The sequence below is a fragment of the Endozoicomonas sp. ALE010 genome, from assembly GCF_049310165.1.
GTDB lineage: Bacteria > Pseudomonadota > Gammaproteobacteria > Pseudomonadales > Endozoicomonadaceae > Endozoicomonas.
In genome coordinates, this window is record NZ_JBLYNV010000119.1 from 1 (window position 1) to 6,321 (window position 6,321).

The window sequence follows — 6,321 nt, forward strand, 5'->3', positions numbered from 1 at the left end:
GGTTGATTGATGAAGACTTTCTTTCTCCGCTGATCAGCAAAGGCGGCAAAGAGAAGATTGATATGGCCGGCGTCCGTACCCGTACCGGCGAGTTCATGACCAAAGACCTGGAAGAAGCAGTGCACCGCAACGATGTGACTGACAAGGCGGTGACCGAGATCATCCACTACGGCAAGGACCGTAAAGCCTGGCTGATATTCTGTGTCAGTGTCGCCCATGCGGAAGAAGTCAAGGAGCTGCTGGAGTATGAAGGGATTACCACGGCCTGTGTGCACGGTGGCACCCCGGCAGCAGAGCGGGAACAGATCCTCAGTGACTACAAGGCGGGCAGAATTCAGGCGCTCACCAGCCAGGGGGTATTGACCACCGGCTTTGATGCCCCACTGACCGACCTGATCGCCCTGCTGCGCCCCACCAAATCACCGGGGCTTTATGTGCAGATCCTTGGTCGTGGCCTGCGCATCAGCCCACAGACCGGCAAGACCGACTGCCTGGTGCTGGACTACGGTGGCAATGTGGAACGCCATGGCCCCATTGACCGGATCAATGTAGACAGTATCCGTCGTAAGAAAAAAGGCGTGACGGGTGAGGCACCCATGAAAGAGTGCCCCCAGTGCCAGACCTTTGTACTGGCCTTTACTCGCGAGTGCCCGGACTGCGCCTACCAATGGCCGGAAAAGCCACAGCATGAAGAGAGTGCCAGCGGTGCGGCCGTACTGGCCAGCCAGGTCGAGGCCGAGTGGTACAACGTGGATGACGTTCATTACGACCTGCACGAAAAAAAGGACAAGCCCCCTTCCTTGAAGGTGACCTATCGCTGTGGCTTTGACGCCTATTCCGAGTGGGTCTGTTTTGAGCATACCGGCTTTGCCCAGAACAAGGCCCAGATGTGGTGGTTCAAACGTGCCGGGTTCCATGCCCCATGCCCAAGAACCGTGGCCGATGCCCTGGACCGGATAAGGGAGCAGCAGATTCCGTTTGTGGTACCCAGCCGTATCCAGGTGAAACCGGAGGGTCGTTTCCAGCGGATCCTGAACTACGACATGAGCCCGATGCCTGGTACACCCAGCGAATGGAATGACAACCCGGCAGCACGCCCACGGCAGGAACCCTTGAAACCACCGGGCAGCGATGACTTCAGCGCCATTAATGATGAATTGGACAGCTGGGGCGATGCGCTGGACACCGTCTGGGATCAGCCCGGGGCAACTTTTGAAGACGACACCATTCCTTTTTAACAGTTCAGGGAGATGATCATGGCAGGAAAGATGGAAAGAAAAATGCTGCACAGCCTGGCGTTTGATCTTGTGCGAATGGAAGGCGTGAGTCGTTCGGTTAAAAGTGGCAACCGTGAGCCCTGGCTCAGGGAATGGGTGGTGTTCTGCCCGGATGGCCAGCCTGTACCGGCGGCCATGGCCAGCGCGGCCGTTGCCAACAAGGCCATTGAACAGATGATGGCAACCCAGCCATGAAGGGAGTTGTGAATCGCTGGGCCATTATCGAACTGGTTGAACGGTTTGGATTCAGGGAAGTTTTGCTGAGTACCAACCTGACCAGGTATCAGCTGAATGAATTACTGCGAGGGGAGTGAATGATGTTTAGCAAGGCAACCTGGGGAAAAGAGATCGCCAATTCAGAGATTCGAAACCAGGAGCGGCTGTTCTTTAAATCGCAACTGGAGACCATTGAATCCGGCAAGGAGATTCAATTTGATTCACGCGAGTTTTTTAAGTTTGTAGATTTTCTGAAAGCGCAAAACAACAGCTACAAGTTTCAATTCAGGGTGGCTGATGGGGTTTATGTTTTGCTGCCGGATGGAGGTAGGCAATGAAACAGAGAGAACAACAATATATGAGAAGGATTATTCAGATTTTTGACACACCTCATTCGAGCTTTGGTCAAGGATATTTGTCTGCCCTTTGCGATGATGGAACGATCTGGTTTCATGCAGATAACAAATGGCACCCACTGAGGGAACTAATTCCTCAAGAGGGGATGGGAGTTGAGAACAAAATAAACATTCTGGTTGAAGCTATGCAAACAGAGATCAGAAAGTCAGGGGGTAATTTACGCCTTGAGGAAGCATTAACCAAAGCTGGTTTTAACGCATAACCCTTGCGTAAGGGGCGATAGTCCCCTTGACGCTGTTGTTATGCGCTAGCAGGTAGGTCAATAAAAGGGAAATTATGAATATTGTGCAAATGCTAAAAAACCATGTTTCAGATATGGAAGCCGAGGTTGAGCGACTACAAGATGAGATTAACGAATTGCGAACCAAGAAAGAAACCATCCAGCGTGAGGCAATAAGGCTAAGAAACAAACTGGCAGCGATACCTAAAGATCAACAAGACGCATAACCTTGCGCTAACCGGCGCAGTCCGTTTATGCGGTTGTTATATGCCGGTAAGGGAAAGACTATGAATAAGACGCCTTGGAACCCAAGTAAACGAGCAATAAAGCGGGTAAAAAATCCATTACCCAAACCAGAGCAATGCAACTGTTGCGGCCGTGAAACTGTGGTTATAAAGAGCAACGCTGAGATATACGGCAGAAAATATGGTGAATGGCCTTGGGTTTATATTTGTGAAGGGTGCAACTCTTACGTTGGAATGCACCCATTCACTGACATACCACTTGGGACGCTGGCTGATGCTGCTACCAGAGAGGCCAGAAAGGAAGGCAAAGCACCTTTTGAGGCTCTGCACAGAACGGGAAAGATGACACGCAACGCTGCTTATCAAAAGCTGGCAGACAAGCTGGGCATTCCGAAAGAAGAATGCCATTTTGGGTGGTTTGATACAGCGATGTGCAAAAAAGCTGCTGCCGCTGCCCGTGAGATTTATTTAGGCATATAACCCCCGCTTGTGCGGCGCAGTCCGCACGAAGCTGTTGTTATGCGCTGAACTGGGAACTAGAGGGCTGATTATGTTTGATGAAGGTACAGTCGAATGGGAAAACAGAATACTCGACGAACAAGCAGAATATGATAGAGCAATGGAAAACCAACAAAAAGCTGTCATGCGCGACTATGAAGCAGAGCGCGATATTAACAGGCTTAACGGTTTACTCAACGAAGCAAACGAGCGAATAGAAGCTTTGGAAAAACTTATCAAAGAGACTAAGGAAGTTGCCTTCACTTCACCAGAATTGAATATGTGCAACTACAACCATGACGATGTGGGAAAGCTTAACACTGCAATGTGCGAAGTTTTTTCAATGCTGGATAGTGGCGTATAACCGACAGCTAACCGGCTTGTCCGGTTGAGCGGGTTGTTATATGAACGATAAAATCAGGACTAAATAATGAAAGATAAAATTTTAAATTGGTTCGCTAATGGCCGCGTTGGGTCTTCTTCAAAAGCTATGGCTATGGCGATTGCTGGAATTGAGGGAAATGAAAAGTCACACCCTCACGACCCTGACGATTTTAACCGCTGCTTGCTGTTCCTTGATGCTGTTCCAGAAGCAAGAAACCACCTGGATAAAGTTGCTGAACTATCTAGCTACTGGAAAGCACTGATTGAGCGGTTTGATGAAATAGAACAAATCTTCCTCGCTGAAGTTGGCCTTAATTGGTCTAAAGGCGATAGAGCCAGCAAAACCTACGATTTGATGAAAAGCATAATCCAACCAATTGAAGACTCAGACCCGAAAGTTATCCGGTTTGGCGAGATGGGCATTAAGTTCACATAACACTGCGCTTATGCGAACCCAGTTCGCATAAGTGACATAACTAAAGTACCAAACCTTTAAACAAACCAGAACTTTTTAAAACCGCTTAATTCAGCGGAGGGGATCTTTTGCGCCATGAAAACCAAAACTAAAACCAACCAAACATTGGCTCTGGCAAATCTCACCAGACCGGCCAGACAAGTGGCCTGAGGAAAAAGGAACTTTTGTACCATGGAAACATCTAATAAAGAGTCAAACCAGCTACTTACAGAACAGCAGCTTAAAGCTGTCAATGACGCTCTTTTTGGCAAAGAGCAAAGTCAGGAATGGTGGTAATTATGTCAGGGATTGAGTGGATTACCGTTAAAAAAATGGCCGAGGAAACCGGCTACACAGAAAAAGCTATCCGGGAAAAAGTCTCTAAAGGCAACTGGCCTCAGGGCCTGGTCTGGCGTCATGCCCCGGACAACCGTTTATTATTCAGTAAATCAGGTTACAACAAATGGGCAGAGTCGAGGCCGCTGAGTTAGTAAAAGGGATTGCCGGTGTTGAAGTACACGGCAACTCCCTTAGAATTATTTTCTATTACAAAGGGGTTCGCTGTCGCGAATCCCTGGGGCTGGCCCCAACCAAAAAAAATGTAAAGTTCGCTGTCGGCCTAAGATCGACAGTACTCCATGAAATCAAAACCAAATGCTTTGATTATCAGGCAAGATTTCCTGATAGCAGCAACGCGGTTCGGTTCGGCCGAATTGATACTCTGAAAGAAATAAAACTGGATGATCTTTACAAAAAATATCTTCCCATAAAAGCGGTTGACATTGGTTCACAAACTTTAAGGCGGTACAGGGATAGCCTGAAGATCTGTATTGCCCTGCTTGATGGTATGCAAATGGTTTCCTCATTAACGCCTGAGGACATTAATAGACTGCGAGCGGACCTTATTGCTACTCGCAAGCCATCTACGGCCAACCATTACCTTTCCTGTCTCCGGGGTATGCTTGAGTTTGCGGAAGCAAATCGATATACGGACTTAAATCTGAGCAAATGCTGCAAGAAATTTAAAATTGGCAGATCTCAGCCCTACCCGCTTGAATTGGAAGAGTATCAACGAATCATGAATGACCCCATGCTTCACCCGTCTCACAGAAACCTGATCACAATGTCTGTATATACTGGTTTGCGAACCGGAGAGGCCAGGGCGTTAGCCTGGGAAGACATTGATCTTGAAAAAGGCACAATCAAGGTTCAGAGAAACATCGCAAAGGATGATGAAGGCGAGTTTTTCAAGCTTCCAAAAACAGACAGTATCAGGACCATATACCTGCTGCCGCCAGCACTGGAAGCATTGAAAGCCCAGCGACGATTTACAGAGATGTTTCCTGCAACCAATATAGAGATTCATCTTGATAAGCAAACAAGAGAAGAGCAAAAGGTTCGTCCAGTCTTCAGGCCAACCACTGCTCTGCCCCATGAAAACCACCATGCTATTGATTCAGTCTGGTACTCTGAAAGCTCGCTAAGCAGCCAGTGGCGAAACATTCTCAAACGGTGCAAAGTCACCTATCGCAGAATTTACCAAACCCGACATACTTTTGCCTGCTGGCAACTAACTGCTCATGGTAATATCGCGTTCATTGCTGATCAGATGGGACACACGGACTACTCCATGCTAGTGAAAAAATACGGGCGTTGGATGAACACAGAAAGTCAAAATGAAGTGGCTCGCATCTGGTCAGCACTGGCAAACAAGGGGCATTGTACTGATAAAAAAGGCCCCAAAAACGCCCCACGATTCCAGTCACCTGACATAAAGCATTGAATTTAATGGAAAAAAGCGACCTCTCCAACCACACTCCGATGATGCAGCAGTATTTGCGCATCAAACAGCAGCACAGGGATCACCTGGTGTTTTACCGGATGGGTGATTTCTACGAGCTGTTTTATGACGACGCCAAAAAGGCTGCCCACCTGCTGGACATTACCCTGACCAAACGAGGGCAATCCGGTGGCGAACCCATCCCCATGGCGGGTATTCCATACCATGCGGTGGAGGGTTATCTGGCCAGGTTGATCCGGTTGCGTCAGTCCGTTGCCATTGCCGAGCAGATTGGTGATCCGGCCACCAGCAAAGGGCCGGTGGAGCGTAAGGTGGTTCGTATTCTGACCCCTGGTACCGTCAGTGATGAGGCTTTGCTGGATGAGCGTCAGGATAATCTGCTGATGGCGGTCAACCAGCGGGAAAACCGCTATGGGCTGGCATTTCTCGATATCAGCAGTGGTCGGTTCAATGTGCTTGAAGTGACCAGTGAAGAGGCACTGCTTTCTGAAGTTGAGCGCCTGAGCCCGGCCGAAGTATTGCTGAATGATGACCGCAACTGGCCTGAGATATTACTGCGTCGCCCCGGTTCCAGCAAACGCCCCCCGTGGGACTTTGACCATGAGAGTGCTGTTGAGCAATTAACCCGACAGTTCCAGACGCAAAGCCTTGATGGCTTTGGCTGCAGCCACTTAACACTGGCTATTGAAGCGGCTGGCTGTCTGCTGCAGTACGCCCCAGAAGCGTCGTGTATAAGCAGGAGACCGGTAAATGGCTAGATATATAGGTCCTAAGTGCAAACTGTCTCGTCGTGAAGGCACTGATCTCTT

Annotated in this window: 11 protein-coding genes and 1 pseudogene; all 12 read left to right on the forward strand. The window is 49.0% G+C overall.

Translation table 11 applies throughout. The features are described 5' to 3' along the window. On the forward strand, positions 1–1,238 hold a 1,238-nt coding region (locus tag ACO6UY_RS23655; RefSeq protein WP_422491509.1), incomplete at its 5' end, for a helicase-related protein. 18 nt (positions 1,239–1,256) lie between these two features. Then, positions 1,257–1,472, forward strand: a complete 216-nt coding sequence (locus ACO6UY_RS23660) for a hypothetical protein (RefSeq protein WP_422462783.1) — start codon at positions 1,257–1,259, stop codon at positions 1,470–1,472. After that, on the forward strand, positions 1,469–1,591 hold the full coding sequence (locus ACO6UY_RS23665; protein ID WP_422462785.1) for a hypothetical protein: 123 nt from the start codon (positions 1,469–1,471) through the stop codon (positions 1,589–1,591). Before ACO6UY_RS23660 ends, ACO6UY_RS23665 begins: the two co-directional genes overlap by 4 nt. Next, positions 1,592–1,831, forward strand: a complete 240-nt coding sequence (locus ACO6UY_RS23670; RefSeq protein WP_422462787.1) for a hypothetical protein — start codon at positions 1,592–1,594, stop codon at positions 1,829–1,831. Continuing rightward, entirely contained in the window at positions 1,828–2,112 is a 285-nt protein-coding gene (locus ACO6UY_RS23675; protein WP_422462789.1) for a hypothetical protein, read from the forward strand. The genes ACO6UY_RS23670 and ACO6UY_RS23675 overlap by 4 nt, the downstream gene beginning before the upstream one ends. Before the next feature lie 74 nt (positions 2,113–2,186). Then, positions 2,187–2,357, forward strand: coding sequence for a hypothetical protein (locus ACO6UY_RS23680; RefSeq protein ID WP_422462791.1), 171 nt, complete (start codon positions 2,187–2,189; stop codon positions 2,355–2,357). 27 nt (positions 2,358–2,384) lie between these two features. Then, positions 2,385–2,855 (forward strand): zinc-finger-containing protein, encoded by a 471-nt coding sequence (locus ACO6UY_RS23685; RefSeq protein ID WP_422462793.1) that lies wholly within the window; start codon positions 2,385–2,387, stop codon positions 2,853–2,855. A gap of 70 nt (positions 2,856–2,925) precedes the next feature. Then, positions 2,926–3,237, forward strand: coding sequence for a hypothetical protein (locus ACO6UY_RS23690; protein WP_422462795.1), 312 nt, complete (start codon positions 2,926–2,928; stop codon positions 3,235–3,237). A gap of 66 nt (positions 3,238–3,303) precedes the next feature. Continuing rightward, positions 3,304–3,693, forward strand: coding sequence for a hypothetical protein (locus tag ACO6UY_RS23695; RefSeq protein ID WP_422462797.1), 390 nt, complete (start codon positions 3,304–3,306; stop codon positions 3,691–3,693). Between the two features lie 317 nt (positions 3,694–4,010). Further along, entirely contained in the window at positions 4,011–4,202 is a 192-nt protein-coding gene (locus tag ACO6UY_RS23700) for a hypothetical protein (protein WP_422462798.1), read from the forward strand. Then, complete coding sequence (locus ACO6UY_RS23705) at positions 4,175–5,494, forward strand: Arm DNA-binding domain-containing protein (protein ID WP_422462800.1); 1,320 nt, start codon at positions 4,175–4,177, stop codon at positions 5,492–5,494. Before ACO6UY_RS23700 ends, ACO6UY_RS23705 begins: the two co-directional genes overlap by 28 nt. A gap of 5 nt (positions 5,495–5,499) precedes the next feature. Next, positions 5,500–6,234 (forward strand): annotated as a pseudogene (locus ACO6UY_RS23710) (DNA mismatch repair protein MutS); the annotation flags it as partial. Positions 6,235–6,321 lie beyond the last annotated feature (87 nt).

Excerpts from the sequence above, each read along its gene's own strand:
- ACO6UY_RS23660 (WP_422462783.1), top strand. The coding sequence starts at position 1,257 with ATGGCAGGAAAGATGGAAAGAAAAATGCTGCACAGCCTGGCGTTTGAT.
- ACO6UY_RS23665 (WP_422462785.1), top strand. The coding sequence starts at position 1,469 with ATGAAGGGAGTTGTGAATCGCTGGGCCATTATCGAACTGGTTGAACGG.
- ACO6UY_RS23670 (WP_422462787.1), top strand. The coding sequence starts at position 1,592 with ATGATGTTTAGCAAGGCAACCTGGGGAAAAGAGATCGCCAATTCAGAG.
- ACO6UY_RS23675 (WP_422462789.1), top strand. The coding sequence starts at position 1,828 with ATGAAACAGAGAGAACAACAATATATGAGAAGGATTATTCAGATTTTT.
- ACO6UY_RS23680 (WP_422462791.1), top strand. The coding sequence starts at position 2,187 with ATGAATATTGTGCAAATGCTAAAAAACCATGTTTCAGATATGGAAGCC.
- ACO6UY_RS23685 (WP_422462793.1), top strand. The coding sequence starts at position 2,385 with ATGCGGTTGTTATATGCCGGTAAGGGAAAGACTATGAATAAGACGCCT.
- ACO6UY_RS23690 (WP_422462795.1), top strand. The coding sequence starts at position 2,926 with ATGTTTGATGAAGGTACAGTCGAATGGGAAAACAGAATACTCGACGAA.
- ACO6UY_RS23695 (WP_422462797.1), top strand. The coding sequence starts at position 3,304 with ATGAAAGATAAAATTTTAAATTGGTTCGCTAATGGCCGCGTTGGGTCT.
- ACO6UY_RS23700 (WP_422462798.1), top strand. The coding sequence starts at position 4,011 with ATGTCAGGGATTGAGTGGATTACCGTTAAAAAAATGGCCGAGGAAACC.
- ACO6UY_RS23705 (WP_422462800.1), top strand. The coding sequence starts at position 4,175 with ATGGGCAGAGTCGAGGCCGCTGAGTTAGTAAAAGGGATTGCCGGTGTT.